The organism is Cohnella terricola, from assembly GCF_007786475.1.
Taxonomy (GTDB): Bacteria; Bacillota; Bacilli; order Paenibacillales; family Paenibacillaceae; genus Cohnella; species Cohnella terricola.
The window spans coordinates 35,825-52,313 of sequence record NZ_VNJJ01000017.1 but is presented as its reverse complement, the minus strand read 5'-3'; the positions used below and the strand labels follow the sequence as shown (position 1 = coordinate 52,313).

Annotated in this window: 18 protein-coding genes; all 18 read right to left on the bottom strand. The window is 40.8% G+C overall.

Annotated elements, in window-relative coordinates:
• Positions 1 to 15 precede the first annotated feature (15 nt).
• On the bottom strand, positions 16 to 930 hold the full coding sequence (locus FPZ45_RS21465) for an ABC transporter permease (protein ID WP_144706353.1): 915 nt from the start codon (positions 928 to 930) through the stop codon (positions 16 to 18).
• Positions 931 to 1,132: 202 nt separating this feature from the next.
• Complete coding sequence (locus FPZ45_RS21460) at positions 1,133 to 2,953, bottom strand: cache domain-containing sensor histidine kinase (RefSeq protein ID WP_186438505.1); 1,821 nt, start codon at positions 2,951 to 2,953, stop codon at positions 1,133 to 1,135.
• A gap of 72 nt (positions 2,954 to 3,025) precedes the next feature.
• Entirely contained in the window at positions 3,026 to 4,666 is a 1,641-nt protein-coding gene (locus tag FPZ45_RS21455; protein WP_144706349.1) for a response regulator, read from the bottom strand.
• A 276-nt stretch (positions 4,667 to 4,942) separates the two neighbouring features.
• Entirely contained in the window at positions 4,943 to 5,533 is a 591-nt protein-coding gene (locus tag FPZ45_RS21450; protein ID WP_186438504.1) for a hypothetical protein, read from the bottom strand.
• Between the two features lie 34 nt (positions 5,534 to 5,567).
• Positions 5,568 to 6,413 (bottom strand): metallophosphoesterase family protein, encoded by an 846-nt coding sequence (locus FPZ45_RS21445; protein WP_144706345.1) that lies wholly within the window; start codon positions 6,411 to 6,413, stop codon positions 5,568 to 5,570.
• 76 nt (positions 6,414 to 6,489) lie between these two features.
• A complete protein-coding gene (locus FPZ45_RS21440; RefSeq protein WP_144706343.1) occupies positions 6,490 to 7,044 on the bottom strand; it encodes a T6SS immunity protein Tdi1 domain-containing protein in 555 nt (184 codons plus the stop codon).
• Positions 7,045 to 7,200: 156 nt separating this feature from the next.
• On the bottom strand, positions 7,201 to 7,578 hold the full coding sequence (locus FPZ45_RS21435) for a DUF6960 family protein (RefSeq protein ID WP_144706341.1): 378 nt from the start codon (positions 7,576 to 7,578) through the stop codon (positions 7,201 to 7,203).
• Between the two features lie 172 nt (positions 7,579 to 7,750).
• Positions 7,751 to 8,647, bottom strand: a complete 897-nt coding sequence (locus tag FPZ45_RS21430; RefSeq protein ID WP_144706339.1) for an EamA family transporter — start codon at positions 8,645 to 8,647, stop codon at positions 7,751 to 7,753.
• A gap of 1,098 nt (positions 8,648 to 9,745) precedes the next feature.
• Positions 9,746 to 10,219, bottom strand: coding sequence for a DinB family protein (locus tag FPZ45_RS21425; RefSeq protein ID WP_186438503.1), 474 nt, complete (start codon positions 10,217 to 10,219; stop codon positions 9,746 to 9,748).
• 192 nt (positions 10,220 to 10,411) lie between these two features.
• Positions 10,412 to 10,885, bottom strand: coding sequence for a hypothetical protein (locus FPZ45_RS21420; protein WP_144706335.1), 474 nt, complete (start codon positions 10,883 to 10,885; stop codon positions 10,412 to 10,414).
• Positions 10,886 to 10,979: 94 nt separating this feature from the next.
• Positions 10,980 to 11,306, bottom strand: a complete 327-nt coding sequence (locus tag FPZ45_RS21415; RefSeq protein WP_186438502.1) for an SRPBCC family protein — start codon at positions 11,304 to 11,306, stop codon at positions 10,980 to 10,982.
• Between the two features lie 78 nt (positions 11,307 to 11,384).
• Positions 11,385 to 11,555, bottom strand: coding sequence for a YHYH domain-containing protein (locus FPZ45_RS21410; RefSeq protein ID WP_144706333.1), 171 nt, complete (start codon positions 11,553 to 11,555; stop codon positions 11,385 to 11,387).
• 291 nt (positions 11,556 to 11,846) lie between these two features.
• On the bottom strand, positions 11,847 to 12,341 hold the full coding sequence (locus FPZ45_RS21405; RefSeq protein WP_144706331.1) for a DUF6933 domain-containing protein: 495 nt from the start codon (positions 12,339 to 12,341) through the stop codon (positions 11,847 to 11,849).
• Between the two features lie 31 nt (positions 12,342 to 12,372).
• Positions 12,373 to 13,428 (bottom strand): ankyrin repeat domain-containing protein, encoded by a 1,056-nt coding sequence (locus tag FPZ45_RS21400; protein WP_144706329.1) that lies wholly within the window; start codon positions 13,426 to 13,428, stop codon positions 12,373 to 12,375.
• Positions 13,429 to 13,493: 65 nt separating this feature from the next.
• A complete protein-coding gene (locus tag FPZ45_RS21395) occupies positions 13,494 to 13,925 on the bottom strand; it encodes a DUF4362 domain-containing protein (protein ID WP_144706327.1) in 432 nt (143 codons plus the stop codon).
• Positions 13,926 to 14,145: 220 nt separating this feature from the next.
• Complete coding sequence (locus tag FPZ45_RS21390) at positions 14,146 to 14,733, bottom strand: histidine phosphatase family protein (RefSeq protein WP_144706325.1); 588 nt, start codon at positions 14,731 to 14,733, stop codon at positions 14,146 to 14,148.
• Positions 14,734 to 14,787: 54 nt separating this feature from the next.
• Positions 14,788 to 15,690 carry an ATP-grasp domain-containing protein gene (locus FPZ45_RS21385; protein ID WP_144706323.1) on the bottom strand — a complete coding sequence of 301 codons (903 nt, stop codon included), beginning with the start codon at positions 15,688 to 15,690 and terminating at the stop codon, positions 14,788 to 14,790.
• A gap of 117 nt (positions 15,691 to 15,807) precedes the next feature.
• Positions 15,808 to 16,392 carry a hypothetical protein gene (locus FPZ45_RS21380; protein WP_342780081.1) on the bottom strand — a complete coding sequence of 195 codons (585 nt, stop codon included), beginning with the start codon at positions 16,390 to 16,392 and terminating at the stop codon, positions 15,808 to 15,810.
• Positions 16,393 to 16,489 lie beyond the last annotated feature (97 nt).

Here is a 16,489-nt window from a genome sequence, read left to right as displayed (position 1 = left end):
CGTCCGCCTCCTTCGTTACCATATGCCCTTGCCCGTCACCCGCTTGGCCATCCAGTTGCCTCCGATGACCAGGAAAAACCCGATGACCGATTCGAACAGTCCGACAGCGGTGGAGAAGCTGTATTCCATCGAGGTCAGCCCCATCCGGTAAATATAAGTGCCGATCACGTCGCCTGTCTCGTAGACGGTCGGGTTGTACAACAGCAGAATTTGTTCCGTTCCCGCCTCCAGCACATTACCGATCCGTAAAATGAACATGAGCACGATTGTCGAGGCAATTCCGGGCAGCGTAATGGTGAAAATCTGCTGAATGCGGCTGGCGCCGTCCAGCTTCGAAGCCTCATACAATTCAGGATCGAGCCCGGCGATCGCGGCGATGAATATGATGGCGTTCCATCCCGCTTCCTTCCACCCTGCCGTCGCCACGACAACACTGCGAAAATAGTTGTTGTCCATGAAGAAGTTGATAGGTTCACCGCCGAAAAATTCGATAATGTTGTTCACAATGCCGGTAGAGGGCGACATGATGTTGATGAACAACCCGGCGATGATGACCCACGACAGAAAGTGGGGCAAATAGATGATCGTCTGAATCGTGCGCTTGAACCACATTTTTCCGACTTCGTTCAGGAAGATCGCGATCGCGATCGGAATCGGAAACAGGATGACGATCTTGTACAAGCTAATGAGCAGCGTGTTTGTCATGACCCGGACGAAATCGTCGGAGGAGAACAATCGCTCGAACTGCTTTAGCCCGGCCCACTCGCTGCCGTCGATTCCCTTGAAAATGTTAAAATCCTGAAACGCGATCACAAGACCGTATATCGGGGTATATTTGAATATCGCCAAAAATACGAGTCCAGGAATAAGTAACAGGTATAAATCGTAATTGCGTCTGACTTGAGAAACCCACTGGGTACGGCCCCTCATGTTATCCCTCCCATCCAGCGTCGCTGCTTGATCATGGTTTTATCATAGCGGCCGGCGGCGCTCGGTCGTGAGGTACATCATTCAACGCTACTGGTACATTCTTCAGGTCGGATGCTGCGACAAGCGCAGCAAAAAGGCTGCCCCGGCCTGCTTACGGCCTTGCGGACAGCCTTGTCACGTTCTTCTGCGATTCGGATTTTCCCTACTGCGAGCCTTCAGGCTCGATGCGCTCTGGCAAAGACAGGCTTACGGTCGTCCCTTCTCCCGGCGCCGACCGAAAGTGCAGCCTGCCCTCGCCGCCGGTGAACAGACGAACGCGCTCCCATACGTTATACAGACCGTAGCCGGACGGCGAGGGTGACGGCGGGGCGTCTAGACTGGCATATAGCTGCGCCACCTGATCTTCGTTCATGCCGTTTCCGTCGTCGGATACCCGGATAACGAATCCGCCGCCGTCAGCAACGGGCTCCGCCTCCACTCGAATGCTGCCGTAATGTCCTTCGATGCCCTGTATGCCGTGCAAAATCGCGTTTTCGATCAGCGGCTGAATCGACAGCTTGGGAATGAGCAGATCGGACAGGGCCGCCGGACACTCCACCGCGTAATCGAAGCTGTGGAATCGCTGCTTCTGGATTTCCAGATAGGCCCGCGCCAGGTTCATCTCGTCCTCCAGCGACACGATGTCCTTGCCCTTGCTCAAGGTAAGCCGAAAATACTGCGCCAGCATGTTCAGCATCCGGCTGATGTCGTGTGCGCCCTTGGTCAACGCCATCCAATTGATCGTATCAAGCGCGTTGTACAGAAAATGCGGATTGATCTGCGCCTGCAAAGCCCGAAATCTCGCTTCCTTCTCCTGTTCCTTGACGCGGTAATTGTCTTCTAGCAGATGCTGGAACGTCGATAGCATGTGCGCCACGCTCTTCTCCAGTCGGATGACGACTCCGCTGCGATGGGGAATCCCTTCTTCGATCATGGCAGCGCCGCGCTCCCGCAATTGCTCGGTAATATGGCGAACACGGTTGATCGTACCGCGGGTGACATGCACGAAAACAAGGAAAGCGCCAAGAATAAACAGCAGCACCAGCGACAAAGTCAAAACAAGCGAAAATCCTAAATTGAAATCGTTGTTCGTGTGGTTGATCTGACGAGCGGGCAGCAAGGACACAACGCTCCATCCGCCTGCGCCCAGCGCGGCGTGAATCATGAAATAGGGCTGCCCGTTCATCACAAACTTCTCGATGCCGGACGGCCGTTTGCCGGAAAAACTGACGGATTCCGGCACCGGAAGCTTGCTTCCGATTTTGTCCGGTTGCCCGTGGGATACGATAACGCCGTCTTGATCGACGATATACATGTTCCGATTGGAAGCGTCCAGCTCGGCATCGTTCAGAATGGCGGCAAGATTGGCTTCCGGCATGTCCAGCATCAGAATGCCGATAATGCGGGCATATTCGTTCGGGTCCCGAATCATGCGAGCAGACGAGAATACCCGGACCTCTCCGGGCGTACTGATATAATTCTCGACATGCGTCGGAACCCACTCCACTGCGCCATTGCGCCCGATCACATCGTCATACCACGGCATCTGCCGCGCAAGGTCGAGACTGAAAAAGTTAACGTGCTCGCCCGCGTACATTTTGTCTGCGTTAACGTACAGCTTGATTTTCAGAATATCGCTGCCTTGGAGACCTCGGATCATGTTACCCAGCTTCTTCTCCTCTTCCACTTGGCTGAACCTGGTGCCGACAAGCGGATCGAGGGCGAGAATGTCGTACAGATCGGAGTTGAGAATCAGCGCATCGGAAATATCGCCTACCTTGGACAATCGATAATCCAGATTGATTTTCACTTGTTGGACAGATTTCAGCATCGACTGCGTGACCTGTCGTTCCAAAATATCGGCCGATTTCTCGAAATAGTAATACAGCATAACGCCGGCCGGCAGCAACACAACCAAGAGATAGAGCAGCAGCATTTTCCGGTAGGTGAGCCACAACAGCTGTAATTTACGCCAAATCCCCATTGCTCTGTTTACCTCCGCCATGAAGGTCCATTTATGTCCTACAGCAGTAGGCAGCGTGCCACCTGACCCTGTTCATCCGCTCGTCCTCCTCTGGATGTCCCGGTAGTCGCTCGGATTCATGCCCGTAAATTTGCGGAATTGCTTGGTGAAATAACTTGGCTCCGCATAGCCGATCGCCGTGCATATCTCTGCCAGCTTGCGGTCCGTGCCGTTCAACAATTCCTTCGCTTTCTCCATTCTGACTCTTGTTATATATTCGTTGATCGTCTCTCCGGTCTCCTGCTTGAACAATAGGCAAATATACGTTTTGGCCAGATACACTTGCGAAGCAATGTCCGCAATCGTCAAATTTTCGGAGAACCGCTCCTGGATGATGCGCATGATTTCCGTAATGACTTCCGGTATTTTTCTTTCTTCCCGATGCTCTATCCGTTCGCATACCTGCGTTAAGTACACCATTAAATGATGGCTCATATCGTCCAGCGTCTCCAGCTTCATCAGTTGCGCCCAGGCTTCGGACTCCCGTTCGCCTAGATCGCCCGCACGAATGCCGGACTCGGATAGAAACTGCGAGGCGACAAGCAGTACCTGCAAGCCTATCCGCTGACAATCGATATAGCCGATTCCCGAGCTGCCGCGCAATTCTTCAAACAGCGCATCCAGCCGTTGCGACACCTGGCCGGCATTGCCCGTTTTGAGCACGGAGGAAAGCGATGTCATTCGTTCGTTAATGGCGCGGTAATCGACATCCTTGCGCGCTGCCATCGCGTCGAAGGTCACGACCTGATTTTTGCCGAGAAACAGTTTGCGCTCGATCGCGTCCGACGCCATCTGGTAGCTGTCGGCCAATCGCCCCAGATGCTCGACCGTACCGCCGATGCCGATCGTCAGGCTGATTCCGCCGATCATCCGATTCAGGAACCCGTTCAGACTGGCCATCAATTCGCTTACCAGGGGAAAGATGATCTCTTCCCCTTCATTCTCCGGCAATTCCACGATCAGCACGTATTCTCCCCGTTGATGCTCGAACACGCTGCCGGAGGCGCGCGCCTCGATGACTTCCCGGCATATATTTTGAATGGCAAAGGAAATGAGCTGTGTATTCTGCTCGGGCATCTTCTCAAATACGGTCCGCGGGTTGTCAATGCCGATGATGATTGCACAGTAAGGCGCCTGGTAGGGCAGCAGCAAGTCGAGGAAATCGATGCGCTTCTCCGTCGAAGCGCGGTCCATGTTGCCGTCCTTGATCAGTTGGACGAAAAACTTCTCCCTCAACAGCGGGATGCTCTCGTTCAGCTTGGCGGATAACTGCTGAAGCATATCCTTCCGGTTTTCTTCCCGCTTCGACATCGCCATGATTTTCTCGATGACCGTGGTCAATTCCTGCAGATTAACGGGCTTCAGGATGTAGTCCACCGCATCCATCTTCATCGCTGATTTCAAATATTCAATATCGTCGTAACCGCTGATGAATACGATCTTCGTATCGGGATGGCGTTCCTTCAACCGTTTCACCATCTCGATCCCGTCCATGCCCGGCATCTTCACATCGGTCAGCACAATGTCCGGCTGAACCCGGTCGGCCAGCTCTAGCCCCTTGTTGCCGTTCTCGGCCTCCCCGGCGATTTCAATGCCGTAATCGAACCAATGGATGCAAAGTTTCAGGCCGTTGCGCGTCGAATACTCGTCATCCACGATGATCAGCTTGTACATAGGCGTCCTCCCCGAAGAAAATGCCAAAGTGTGTATAGGCCGCGGCCTTTATTTAACGAAACGTCGAAAGCGCTTTTACTTATTCTATTATAATCGGTTTATTGTCTCTTTTCGCTACGACAAGCTTATGGAAAGATAGTCGATTCTTCAATAAATAGAGTAATCCGGCGGCGGCAGCAAGAAGCTATGATATTGCCGTGAGGAGCAAAGTTCGGAATCGGTGGGTTATAAGAATCTATATATATCCTGATTGGTTCATATGAAATATGTGAGGTTTCACCTGGTCTTTAAAGTTCTCTTCTTAAATCTCCAATAAAGTAAAATTGATATTAGAATAAGTATTCCGACTCCCAAAACCGGAACATACATTGATCCTTTATCATTTTCCTTTTCCGTAACTATTAGTATATCTTCCTCCGCACTAAACGTCGTTCCTATTCCTAACTGTTTTATTTCGTTTTCAGCTTGTGAAACAAGTAAATTTCCACTACAGTAATTAGTTTGCAGTGATTCATCTTTATCTAAATTTGAAAAAACCAAATAACTCTCACCCAGAATAAACTGCATCCCACAAGAAGCTTCACTTCCATCATAACTATAGATCGTAATCGTATTAGAACTAACACCTTTCCATGCTTTATGAACATCAAATGTATACTCTCTTAATCCACCAATCTGGGATTTTATTGTGCCACCTTTTTTAATTACCTTTCCTACAAAAACAACTGAATGGCTTTCTAATTTATCTTTTGCACTCCCTCCTACACAACTACATGCAAACGCTCTCTTTTCTGTTAATGTTGATAGTCCTATTACAACAAGCAATACAATAATTGTAATAAGTATTTTTCTTTTGATATTTATCACTCCTTGTGTATTGAATGAATTTCCGATAACGTTCTTATGTTCTCGACGATGTTTGTGTTACGTTCATAATTCTTTGAGGGAGATTGTTGTTTTCATCGGGATATCCTAAAGATGCATTAATTAATCTACAACCGTCATTTAAATAGTCAGTTCTCTTATGAACGTGCCCATAACACCATACTCGTCCCTTTAATTCCGATAAAAATTCCTTACCATTAAAGTAATAAAAGCTATTGGACAAATCCATTTCCTTACTTTTGGGTACCTTAGACCAATCAGGCGAGATATGAGTTACTACAACGTCTGAAATATTCAATATCTTCATTAGTTTTGCTTTTTCTTTCATGAACATTGCTTCTACCCTGCGAGGCAATCCTTCGATTAATACAGAATCATTTGATATTGACTTCCAATTATCAAAAACCCTATTCCAATCTGCTTTCAATTGCTGTAGTCCATATTCAAAGTCATACCACATGCCACAACCGCCATATACAATACCATCGATCTCCACCAGATTTCCATCAAGATAACTAATACCGGATATTTGTTCTGCCATTGTTTTCATTTCAAGGAATCTGTTAATTGAATTCCGCTTATATTTGTTCTTTGTGGATTTTGAAATTAAGTAATAATCATGATTACCTGGCACTATAAGTATGTACGGATAGTACTTCTTCACTTTTTCAAGAAATCTAATATTTTGAATATTATAGTGGCCAATGTCTCCAGCTATTATTAAAGTATTCGAAAGATTGTCTGGTAAAATATTATCAATAAACTTATCAAGCCTTTTATCTTGCTTTGAATGATTACTAGTGTTTTCAACCCAAAAATCCAAATGAATATCAGATATAAGATCAAAACGTATTAGACTCACCCGCTCTTGTCTGCGCCGGGTCCAACGGACTTAGCCTCGCAGGGTATTTTATTTAACCCAACAAAAATAAATATATTCATCCTATCTGAAATAAAATGTCCAAATGTACTTTTGCTTTACCTTTACTAACAAATTGGAGTTCCTCTGCTCCACCTAATATTAATGCTGGCTCAAAATAAAAAATTTCTCCAACATCGAGAGCCCCTAATTTATTGACCGACTTCATAAACAAATCTTCTCTTAACTTACTTTTTATTACTTCATCATCTGTTAAATATTCATTCAAAAATGAATTAAGACTCCAAACACATGTATTTATTGAACGATAATGTGGGGAAAGAACGCAAACATCTTCATCCGTATCGGTTAACTTTCTATAATAATAAAGATCTCCAAATGCACTTAATGCTAGAGGAAAATAATTCGGCGCTTTTCTTCCAAGCCACGTTTCAAGTGTAGGTCTATATTCCTCAGAGTCTACGATTTCAATAATTCCTTTTCTGTATTTACCAGCACCAATCTTCTCAAATAAACCTAGTAATGGTACCGGTAATGAACTAGGTAATTTATCTCTTATAGGCTTAACAAAATAATCGGGCGGAAAAGTTTTCAAAAACTTATCTAAATTCATTTTTTAATTCTCCCTTTTCAATTAAATAAGATTTCAGCTAACGTTCTTGTATTCACGACGTTCAACCCCCTTAAGCACGCCCAAAAGGGCGGCTGCGATGCGGTTAGGGAGTTGGATGTGTCTGGCTGATCACGCTTCCCAGTATCTGAATTCGCTTCATTCATATCTTTTCAATTCGTGTTCTTTATATCTTCTTGTCTTATTAACCCCTTCTACGCTTATATAGTAAATAAACTCCTTATCTCTATAATGCCACTCAATTTCATGTATTTCTCCTATTCTTTCTTGATCATTTGTTACTATTTGATCTCTAAACCGATAAAGAGGCACATTAAGTCTCTTATAGTTTTCCGGGTTCACTCGGAATTGTGCAGTTGCAGACTGTAAAATCATGTATTCATCTTCTAGCCCGATACAGTGAAATACTTTAGTGTTATTTGGTGTAAACTGCCTTATATCTTCTGGATGAATTAGTTCTCCGCCGTCTTCATTGAACCAAGGATACAATCCCCAGGTATTAATCAGATCTTTCATGGTCTCACGTCCTTTGAGTACTAAAAAGATATTTCATCTAAAGTTCTTGTATTTACGACGCCGAGAGGCTTAAGGATTCCAAAGATCGAACTTTATTCGATCGAATAGGTCCGGCTGTATTGAACAGTTAGCTTCGTTAGTGTGTGCGCCTGATCCCCTTCTCCAAAATGCCTCACTGAGCAAGAAAAATAATTCCTAATGTAATCAATATTGATGCTATTATTCTTCTTAATCCTTTTGATTCCTTCAATATCAAAATTCCAAACAAAGTTCCAAAGACCGTACCTACTTCTCGCATCGGAGCCAGTTGTGAAACAGACCCAAACTCTATTGCCTTCAGAAATAGAATATATCCACCTGGTGCTAAAATTCCACCTAACAAAATCGTTCGCCAATTGACCGTCCATTCTCTGCAAACAGCTCCTGATTTCATAACAAAAAAGGATAAAGCGATTATGTTCCCGAGATTAGTCGCTTCGTTTAACGTAATTGGTGGTATGTATTTCAAGGTTATTTTATCAAGTATTGTATACAAAGTTATCATACATCCTACTAAAAATGCATAAATGATTCCCTTGTTTGAGTTCTTCAAGTTCCTAAACGATTTAAAATCTCCATTGAGAAATATCCCTGCTACAATTATAAACACACCCGTAACGCCAATTAAGCCCAGCCGTTCATCAAGTACAATCATTCCAATGATCGGAACTAATAACGGGCTAGTCCCACGCATGATTGGGTATACCTGAGAGAGATCTCCAACCACATATGCTCGTGCAAGCAATATTACATATAGACCATGAAACAGCATGCTTAGCAATACCAACAATAACCCACTAGCTGAAACTGAAGTAATCGATCTTATTTCTATTAGAAGAAAAGGAAGAAAAATAATAATGGCCGCCCACTGACAAAACCACAAAAATACATCTTTATTTACACTCCGCTTTGTAAATACATTCCATATTGAATGAAATAAACCAGAAACAATCACGAGAATTATGGCGGTAAAATCCATGGTTTCACCTGCTCTTAGTTCTACATGAATTTTCGATAACTTTATTGTCATTCACGACGTCTCCGCGGCTGAAGACAGCGAAGTTGCCAGGTGCGCGAATACGGTGTAATACGACTACACGCCTCTGAAAAAAAGGTTTCAAAAAGTTACTTAATCATTTTATTAACGAAATCCTTACAATTATCTAATGACAAATTTACATTAGTAATAGGGTAAGATCTCCCCAAGATACCGTATGCCTTAACCTGTTTCTTCAGCTTAATCTGACAATTTACTTCATCTTTAAATCCAATCAAATATTTCAATATTAATGGGGTAACACATGCCCAAAAACTATTAAAAGACTGAATCAATTCTTTATCACTTTTGATTTCCTTTATAAATTCAATGTTAGTCAGTTCAATTTCAGTTGTTCTTCTTATCCCAACGTTGACTAACAATTTGTTGTCGGCTATCTTAACTCGACTCTGACGGATTAAATTATAATCACCTATCATATAAACGATGCCATATAGGTGAATCATTTGTACGAACATTAATAAAGAATAAGAAAAATAAAAAAATAGATGCTCCTTTTATGGAATGAAAATGAATTGCATAGCCCCTCTTCATTAACACCACTCCACTTAAACAAAGCATAATAAAATACAATTACATCTCCCATAATTGCTTGAATACGCTTGTTTAATTTAAACATCTTTGAAATCACTCCAAATAAGAATTTAGTCTATGTCGTATAACGTTCTTGTAATCACGACGTCCCACCAGTCTAAAGGAACGAAGCACACCTGAATCGCTATCAAATAATCCCTTAAAATAAAAATAACACCATGCCTGATCTTTCACATGATGTCATCTAAATTCTTGTTTGATTAGTCTTCTAGATTGATGTAAAAATGTTACAATCTCATCAAAATCCTTAAGTGATCTTGGTGACCAAACTAATTCATCCATGACCTGATTTTCTCCATCGCTTCAGAATGACTAATCCCTTTACTTGAATCCAATTCAAGGATTCCTTCTTCGATCTTTGCTCGGGCGTATTATATCCTTATTTTATTATAATACGCAATAAAACACGTTAGTCCATTTCACGATTTTGATCTTGTTTCGGGTTTCGTGGTCGGCCCAAAAGAGTCTTTCAATTCCTTATTCGTTTGTATTCACAGATTCTATTTGTTTTTTATGATGTTCATCATGTTCTATAAATTCTTGGATGATATAAAGTAAACTATATGGGGTTCCTGTATTCGGGCAGTTACTCACTCCGTTGGCTGTTGTGTGCCTATTCACTATTTCTAGGTTTTCAATTAATAAACTATGCAATTGAATCCTGGTTTCTTTAAACTCATTTACTATCTGGTTTTTCGTTTTATTCTTTACGTATTCATATCCGAGCTTATTATGTGAATCAAAATCAGGGAATTCTATTCCTTTCCCTGCTTTCACAGCACGAACGACGTTAGATATTAAGTAGTGATCCCAATTCATAAGATGACCAATAATTTCTGCAATAGTCGCTTTTCCTTCGGCATATGATTGGTTCCAGGTTAAATCATTGAATTCATAATCCGCCCAAAAATATGTGTATGCTTCTATTACCTTTAATGGCTCATTTGACATCCTAGTCATCTCCTTAAAATAGTAATAATTTCATATTACCACACACAAAAACGTATGTTCTGTTTTTTGGGCAGCCACAGGACGTTGATATGTATGATTTACTGGCTTACTACTTCAAAAAAAGTCGTGATGATTCGATGCTTGAATATGGTGTTATAAAAAGTATCTGACTTTGAACTACTCTCATAATGTCTAGATAGCGTTATAATAAATGTTTATTATGTATTTTTGATTCCCATAACGAATCTCTTTTGGATAATCTACGTTACATATCTCAAACTTCAGTAAATCATCATCGCTCTCTTTTAGGCTGCTTTTAATTTCCGCCCTTGAGTGTATACTTGATAGTATATTCCTTATTTGTTTATCTTTATTAACTTCACAGCGTACTCCTAATTTCACCATGTTATGTTGATCGGTAAAGTCGTTAAACAAATCTATTAATATAAAACTTTCCTTATCGTCTTTCTTAAAAAATACAAAAATATCGCCCTTTCCTGCTCTAAAAGCCCCATCTCCATATGATAAATATTGATTATCTAACCCCTCTATATTAAGACTTAAATCAAATTGTCTCATTAATTCTTCTAGACTAGAAGTTTCATCTGTATCATCTATCAAATCAAAAAACGGTAAATAAAAAGAAAATTCAATATATTTTTTCATTGTTATTCCCCCTTCTCCGAAATGCCTCTGGCGGATCCTTGAGATGCCTACACTCGTTCTTCAGCAAGTATCTTTAATTGATAATTCCGATGTTCTAAAAACTTTGTTTAAATTCGTGTACATGCTTAAGGCTCTTAAAAGCTCCTTTTTCCATTTCATCAACGAATAAATAGGGTTCATGATATTCTGTAATTTTTGAGGTCAGTCTTTGCCTTACTAAAAAATGAGTGGCTTCAAATGTTACGGTTTGACCTGATCCGATAGGTCCCGATGTAATCCCCATAATTGCTTTTTCTTTTGTGTGTTTCCAGACTGTTTTTGTATGTATTTCAATATCTCTTGCTAAATCAAAACAAATCTGAATAGGTGCAGAGATCTCAATGTGAGTCGTAACAGTAATCAAATAATTTCCGCCCTTCATGCTGTTCTTCGTCCTCATAGAGATCAACCCAGCTTTTGATTACTTAAGCTGGGTTTAAGATGATACTTTTTTATTTTATTATTTCTTCTTATTGTGATAATGATATCCTGTACAAAGTCCTTTTTGTTTAGATTTTGCCGAGCAATTATGTCCACCATTTTTATCAGTCCGCCCTGAATGAGCATATGCAGAAGATGTAGTCCCAACTAATACTGCCAGAGCAATGAGAATCACAAATAACTTTTTCATATATTCACCTGAAATGCCCTATGCTTTAGGACTTATTAAATTCTCTATTATTCTACAACAAAATCCATTTTTAGGATATAGATCTCTATTTCGCTAAGGTGGTTTCATTTAACGGCCCGAAGGACGGCAGCTATGCGGTTTGGGGGTTGGATGTGTTCGACTGCTTCTGCTTCCCTGTATCTGAGTTCGCGCTGATTTGAATTCGTCTTTACTTCCAATCGGACCGAAAGGTGAATGCCTCGATGCATGAATATCGTGTTAGGCGACGCCAGTGCCCGTCTGTGTTTACATTCATTCTGCAAGATAGTTTTTATGCTCTTTGATTGATTCTTCAAAGAGCTTTATTGGTTTCTTGTAATCTATTGGTTTATGAATTAATCTATTCAGCCATTTCAATCTTTCAGTGTTGTCGTTAAAATCATCTTCTATGAAAAATGTAACTTCCTTCATCGTTCCTAGTACACTTCTATTGTTTGACTTTGAAATAACTACTTCGTTACCATACTCTAAATATGTATTGATCAAATTCTCTTCAACTCCCTCTCGCAGTAGGTATTCCCGGAGAGTTAACAAGAATTTCTCTTTCAATCGCTCTAACTGTCCTGTTCTTATTCCATCAATGATTATTGCTAATCTTGTAAGATCATTCACAAAGACGATGTGTTTACGCTTGTTTAAGTTATAGATATTTACATGCCAGCTTAACAACGGAGGCAAGCTCATTTTTTCAATTGGAGTTGTTTTCATGTCTTTCAATAATTCTTTAGTAAGTCTTAGAGTAATCAATTTTGTTTTTCCTTTCTCGCTCGAACATTAGTTATCGCCTATAGTCAGGCTTTTCCAGAGTAATAGGATTCGGATTGCTGAGTACCCAATGCACAGCCAGTTCGCACAGTCTCGCAGGCTCAGCACTACCATTTATAATGTGAAGTTCTTTCGCCAATGTTACTGCCTCCTGAAGTGCATCGGGATTTAATGGTGTACCTAAGCCAAAGTAATGTATTAAACTATTGAGCATTTTACGATATTGATTATCCCAGTTGATACCGCCATTATCTAAAATTTCGTATGACACTTTACCAGTAATACGGATAACCTCACCTTGTACGGTTTTCGCATGTCCCTTTGAAGGAATAAGTAAACTCCAGAGTTCATTATGTTGCGCCTGCCACCCCTTTGTTGATACTGTTATTGAAGAAGCGCCGTCGTGCGTCTTTCGCTTTTCTACTGGGGGAACATCAAATAGCTCATATAGACGTAAAAGTGCCTCATCGGTTTGATTCAAATATTCTTTATTAAAGCCATCTCTATGAAATTCAAAATCGTTTCCAATTCGCCTAATAGAGTCTTTCATTTCCGGCGTTACTGCTGTTCCAGCGTTAAGCAAAATATCGGCAATTTCCGCGATATTAACAATATCCGCGTTTTTGCACCGTGCCAAAGCTTTTTCTAATGGAGTCTGTTTCATCTTATTTTCTGCGCTGATATTTGCACCTTTAGTAACCAACGTGTGAACCGCATTTGATTTAAACGAACCTGCGGCGGCAAATAAAGGTGTCTCGTTTTGATAATCAATGGCTTCTATATCTGCACCTAATTCAAGCAGCAATTCAGTATTACCGCACCAACTTATTGCATGTTCGTGCAAAGGCGTTCTTCCGTAATTGTCTCTAGCATTTATATCCGCCCCCTGTACTACGAGCCAGCGAATCAATTCATTCGGTATTTTGAAAAAGCTCAAGGCTGGTGATTTACTGTAACCGCCACGGGCATTCAATTCGCTTTGGGTGAATACCTCTTTTAATACTGTTATGTCGCCTGCTTTAACGAGTTCATCAAAATTTTTCGGTAAGGTTTTTTTCTTTCTGCTCATATGTGCTTCTCTCCTTACGCCAGAGTATATTAATTTTCTTCCATCTTGGGCTACCCTCAAAATCATTAAGTGCTCACTTCGAACCTGAAATCATTTCCTAAATCTATATCCTTACCGTAACATCCTTTTAATGTGTAATCATTTCCAGCCTTGGTTGCTGTTTTTATAAGTTCTTTACAGGCAGTAGATCTGATATTCGATGTTCCATGCTTATCTTTCGAGTTATCATACCTTAATTTAATATCTATCCCATCAAAATCAAAATCATAAATAATTGGATCTCCCTCAATTGTGAACTGCGTGATTCTTATTTTGTCTTTAGTTTTTGATTTATAGTTTTGATAAAATACTTCGAGTCGTTCACCATTCTTTATGTTTCCATGTAAATTTACAATGTTCCCGTTATTAATAGCTGTATCATAGTTATACGGCTTTGAACTACAAGCTGAAATAAGAGAAATAAAAACTAAAGCTAATGTCAGCAATCGAAAAACCATAAGATCCTCTCCGCTCGTGCATGTATTTCATCTAACGTTCTTGTGTTCACGGCGTCTCACCACCTTAAGCCGGAAGGGCGGCAACGATGCGGTTAGGTGGTGCGGATGTGTCCGACTGATCTGCTTTCTTGCTTTGAAAATTCATCATCGAATCCTCTTCATACTTCTGCCGGATCGAGGGGCAAGTGCCCCAAAGCGTGAATATGGTTTATCAGAAGGATCAGTCTTCTTTGAATGTACTCAAAAGATGTTTCGTGCAATTATATAATTCGGTTGACCATTGGTTATCAATCTTTTCTATGATAGTAATTGATGTATTACCTAAGTGTTTTATTGGGATATGTGGTAATAATTTATTAAAACTATATTGAATCAAAGCACCGTGAGAAACCACAAGAATTTTTTCACCTTTATGTTTTAAGTTTATCTCTTCTAAGAAGTTAATTCCCCTTTTTTGAACATCCTCAATGGGTTCAATACCAAGATCTAAATTCCTCCAATTTTCCCCCCATTTATTTATTCTTTCATTTTCAGTGGTTCCTTCAATTTGACCTCCTCGCCTTTCTTTAAGGCGATTATCAAATTTGATATCAAGTCCAATTGCATTGCCTAAAATAATTGCTGTTTGATGTGCTCTTGCTAAACTACTTGAATATATATGGCCCCAATCTTCAGAACTTATCCTATGGGCCAAAAGCAATGCTTGGTGAATTCCTTCTTGATCTAGAGAAATATCTGAACTCCCCTGGGCCCTGCCTTCTTTGTTCCAATCAGTTGTCCCGTGCCTTACTAGGGCAATTGTAGCCATATTATAGTCCTTTCTTAGAACATGGTGTTAGCTGATGCTACTGCCCTCTCCGATTCAACCCATACGCTCTTTAATGGCTTTATAAAATCCCAGAATATCTGAATCAATTGGCAAACCAGATACTTGCCCATCCCCGATTTCAATAACTATCCAATCTCCATAAACTGTCTTGCCTATGTCCATCGTAAAAAAGTTGCTACTAATCTGTTGGGCAAGACGATTGAAGATCGTCAAATCAGGTTTGTCTTCATCATATTGGATTTCTTCCCAATAATCGAACTGAAAAAGAAAACGATTCTCGAGATAAAATAACCTATATTCCTTTGAGAGTGGCATCTGGCTCTTTGTATGCACAGTTATTCGTTCGAGATTCACGAATTCCCTAAATACTATACCTTCATTAATGTCTTCGCCTTGTCGATCGATGAAACTCTTGATTACTTTGGTTGCATGTTGACTATCCGAAGCATCAGGTATGAAAAATGATTCGTTCCATTCGTGTTTTCTAGACTTTACATAGTCCTTTATGATTATCGGCTTTTGCCCAAATTCAGATAGATTCTTTAAGATCTGATCGAAATCATTCTTAATATTTTCAATTTGAATCCAATTGCTATAAGGGGTAAAGTCTTTAATTTTGTCATAAGAATGGGGCAGCCAATGACCATTCCTATACGCATCAGGATTGTTAATGAGAATGATATTCTTTTTATGCAATCCGGTATAAAAGTTTTCATAGATCTTAGGCTTCATCATCCAGCCCCTATATAGGGCTGATTCAGGATGTTCAACAGCACTAATTTTACTAAGTGCTCCGTCAATGTTGCCTTCCAATAACTCCTCAAGGCTGATCAACTTCACAGTAAACCCAAGAGATTTAGCAATGGTATATTCCAATTGATAATCCGAATCTACTACATTTTTATTCATCGGATCTGAACAAAAAATAAGAAACATATAAATTCAACCCCAATTTTGGATTTGAACATGCACTGCAGAAGTTTCTGCTAACGTTCTTGTATTCACGAAGCCGAGAGACTCCGATGTTCTAAAAACTTCTTGGTCCAGCTTTATCTAGCTTCCATTATTACAGAGAATACAGCCATGACATGACAAGTAAAGATCATGTTTCTCACATTTGGGGTATCCTATTGGGATTGTTGGCCACTCATCATCTTCTTCAATTTCAGACCATTCTAAATAATTATTTAAATTTACATTTTCTTTATCAAAAGTACAAATCATTAGTCGAAATTTATCTAAGCTTTTAATAACCCAATCTTTGCGCGGTTCATAACTTAATCTCTCCCATCCTAAACCATCCATTGCACTATTAATAACTCGTAAGATAAACTCCTTTTCTTTTTCAAAGTAACCAATTGTCCAGGGCATTTCATCTATGTCAAAACCTACAGTACCTATTCCTACTATTGCTTGATCACGTTGTGCTAACCAGATAATTAGTTCTTTTTCTCTATTTGTTTTAGCTAATATGGATCCACTAATAGCTAAAACCTCAATAAAAACTGAAGTTAATCCATTAGACATATGTAAGGAGTCAACTAAATGTTCTAATTCGTTAGGTAGTGATATTGCGTTTCCCATGTTTTTATTCCTTTCTGTTTTTTCGGTAATTTCATCTAACGTTCTTGTATTCACGACGTCGTTCTTCTTAAGACAACTTATATCTTAGGAAGATCGATGCGTCCGGCCGTTTCCGCTTCCCTGTATCTGAGTTCGCTTTATTCGAATCTTC